The 3,524-nt window shown below is 76.2% G+C and carries 1 protein-coding gene; it reads right to left on the bottom strand.

Annotated elements, in window-relative coordinates:
• On the bottom strand, positions 1-3,198 hold a 3,198-nt coding region (locus tag KS423_RS41385; protein ID WP_224284879.1), incomplete at its 3' end, for a S41 family peptidase.
• Positions 3,199-3,524: the final 326 nt, after the last annotated feature.

Below are 3,524 nucleotides of genomic sequence, written 5' to 3'. Positions count from 1 at the left end.
CGGGCGCCGCAGGTCCGGCCGGGGCGTGGACTCCGGCGGGGGCTCCGCGGCGGGCGCGTCCTCCAGCAGCTCCAGGGCCAGCTGGACGGCGGCGACCAGCTCCGGGTGGCGCCCCCGGGCCCAGTCGCGGGGGGCGCGCAGGATGTGCACGTCCGGCTCGACGCCCCGGTTCTCCACGGACCAGCCGAGCCCGCCGCCGAACCAGGAGGCGTTCTTCGGCACCGAGATCTGGGTGCCGTCGCCGAGGGTGTGCCGCCCGGTCATCCCGACCACCCCGCCCCAGGTGCGGGTGCCGATCACCGGGCCGAGCCCGAGCAGCTCGATCGCCGCGATGATCACGTCGCCGTCCGAGCTGGTGGCCTCGTCGGCCAGCGCCACCAGTGGTCCGCGCGGCGCGTGCCGGGGCCAGCGCACCGGCCGGCGGCCCCGGCTGAAGTCCCAGGCCAGGACGTGCCGGGAGAGCTTCTCCAACACCAGTTCGGAGACGTTGCCGCCGGCGTTGCCGCGCACGTCCAGCACCAGCGCGGGCTTGTCCAGCTCGCGCCGCAGGTCCCGGTTGAACTGCGCCCAGCCGGAGCCGCCGAGGTCCGGGATGTGCAGGTAGCCGCACCGCCCGTCGCTGAACTCCCGGACCAGGGCGCGTCGTTTGGTCACCCAGTCCTGGTAGCGGATGGGCCGCTCGTCGATCAGCGGGGTGATCACGATCCGCCGCACCGGGCCGTCCGGGTCGCTGCGCAGGGCCAGTTCCAGGGTGGTGCCGCCGGTGCCGGCGAGCATCGGGAGCGGTCCGCGCAGCGGGTCCACCGGGCGGCCGCCGATCTCCAGGAACTCGTCGCCCTCCCGGACGCCCTGGGCGGCCAGCGGGGCGCGGGCACGCGGGTCGGAGGTCTCGCCGGGCAGTACCCGCTGGACCAGCCAGCGGCCGTCGGGGGAGCGGTGGACGGTGGCGCCGAGCAGGCCGAGCGGCTGTTGGGCGAGCGTGGGGCCCTCGGCGCGCCGGGAGGGGGTGACGTAGGCGTGCGAGGTGCCGAGTTCGCCGAGGAGTTCGCGCAGCAGGTCGGCGAAGTCGTCGGGGGAGCAGACCCGGTCCAGCAGCGGCTCGTACTGGGCGACCAGCGCGGGCCAGTCCAGTCCGGACATCCGCTCGTCCCAGAACTGGTCCCGGACGATCCGGGCGGCCTCGTGGTAGGCCTGGCGCCACTCGGCGGCCGGGTGCACGGTGTGGGTGATCCGGCGCAGGTCGACGGTGGTGCCGGCGGCGGGGGCGGCGACCGGGACGACCCGCAGCATCCCGGCCGAGTAGACCGCGATCGAGCCGCCGTCCCCGGAGACCGCGTAGCCGTCCAGCTTGTCGACCAGCGTGCTGCGGGTGCCCCAGGCCAGGTCGAAGTGCTCCAGTGAGGGGCGCCCCGAGGTGTCCTCCGGGCTGGCGAAGGTCTGACCGAGGGTTCCGGAGATCGGCCAGCGCAGCCAGACCAGGCCGCCGCGCACCGCGTCGGTGGCCGAGTACTTGGAGGCGATCACCGGGAACTGGAGCAGCCGCTCGCCGATGCCGTCCGGGTCGACCCGGACGGTGCCGTCGCCGTCGCCGTGCGGGGCGCCGTCCTCGGCCGGGGCGGCGAACGGCGAGGGGGTGCCGGCGGCGAGCGGGACGAGGTACGGGCGGCAGCCGAGCGGGAAGGAGAGGTCACCGGTGTGCACGTCGTGGACCGGGTCGAAGCCGCGCCAGGACAGGAAGGCCAGGTAGCGGCCGTCCCGGGTGAACACCGGCTGCTCGTCCTCGAACCGGCCGTCGGTGATGTCGACGGTCGGCGCGGGCACGTCGGTGCGGGTGAGCCGGATGCGGCGCAGCGAGCGCCCGGCGACCGGCTCGGACCAGGTGATCCAGTGCGAGTCGGGGGAGAAGCGGGCGCTGGAGACCGGTCCGTAGCCGGAGGCGGCCAGTTCGCGCACCTCGCCGTCGGCGGCGGAGACCAGCAGCAGCCGTCCGTCCGAGGCGGCGGCGGCGAGGCGGCTGCCGTCGGGTGAGGCGGTGAGCTCCAGGACGCGGCCGATCCGCCCGACGGCGAGCACCCGGTGGCGGTGCGTCTGCGACCCGGCGTGGCCCGGCAGTCCGGCGTGGCCGGGCAGCGGCATCACCTCGATCGCGTCGGCGCCCTCGGCGTCGGTGATCCAGGCCGCCTCGCCGGTGTGGCCGAGCACCACCGGCAGCCGGGTGCGCACCCCCGGGGTGTCGGCGAGCGCGCGGGCCGGGCCGTCCTTGTGGGTGAGCCAGTACTGGCTGCCGCGCACGGTGATCACTCCGGCCCGGCCGGTCCGGTCGCAGGCGAGGTCCTTGACCTGGGTGGCGGCGTTGACCTGGTACGGGCGGCGGCCGGCCCGGGCGCCGCCGAGCGGGACGCACAGCCGGCGCGGGGCGGGGGCGTCCAGGCCGTCCAGCAGCCAGAGGTCGCCGGCGTGCTGGTAGACGATCCGGGTGCCGTCGGTGGCGGCCTCGCGGGCGTAGTAGGAGGCGTGGTCGGTGTGCCGGCGCAGGTCGGTGCCGTCCGGGCGGCAGGAGTAGACGTTGCCGATGCCCTCGTGGTCCGAGAGGAAGGCGATCCGTCCGGCGACCGGCATCGGTGAGGCGAGGTGCCCGGTGTGCTCGGGCAGGATCCGCTCGCCGTCCACCCAGAGCCGGCCGGTGGCGCCGCCCCGGTAGCGCTTCCAGGCGGCCGGTTCGTGCGGGGCGGCGCCGGTGAGCAGTACGGTCCGCTCGCGGCTCATCTGGGCGTCGCCGACGGGCCCCCAGGGCATCCGGCGGCCGGGGGAGCCGTCCGGCGGCAGGGCGTGCGCCCAGGTGTAGTGGCTGAAGGGCTCGTGGTACGAGGTGACGGCCAGCACCTCGCCGTCCGGCAGCCAGCCGCGCACCCGGGTGTCCTGGCTGCCCCAGAAGCTGAGCCGGCTCGCCTGGCCGCCCTCGACCGGGGCGGTCCACACCTCGGGGGTCGCGGCGAGCCAGCTGGTCCAGGCGAGGGTGGTGCCATCGGGGGAGAAGCGGGGGTGGCTGACCCGGGTGCGGTCGCAGCCGACCCGCCAGGCCCGGCCGGTGCCGGTGCCGTCGGCGTCCAGCGGGGCGACCCAGACGTCGTCCTCGGCGGTGAAGGTGAGCAGGCCGCCGTGCAGGTGGGGGTGGCGGAGGTAGCCGGGCGGGGTCACCCCTCCATCCTTCGGCGGGGTGTCACACCCGGCAACCGGAGCGGCGGGGAACCGGTCTGGACCATTGACACCGCACGGCCGAATCTACTTCAGTGGTCTAGTCCAACTTGGGTGCCAGGCCGGGCCGTTCCCCCCACCGGCGCGTGCTCCGGCGTGCCCTCGGACGTCCCCCACGACCGCGCCATCGCAGGAGCGCCCGCATGCGCAGAACACCCGCCCCCAGAACTCCGGTCACGGGCCGCCGCGCGGCCGTCGCCGCCGGTACCGCCTCCGCCGTCGCCGCGGCCGCCCTGGCCGGCCTCGCGCTGGGCCTGGCACCCGCCGCC

The sequence above is a fragment of the Streptomyces sp. LS1784 genome, from assembly GCF_020103755.1.
Taxonomy (GTDB): domain Bacteria; phylum Actinomycetota; class Actinomycetes; order Streptomycetales; family Streptomycetaceae; genus Kitasatospora.
This window is presented reverse-complemented; position numbering and strand designations above follow the sequence as displayed.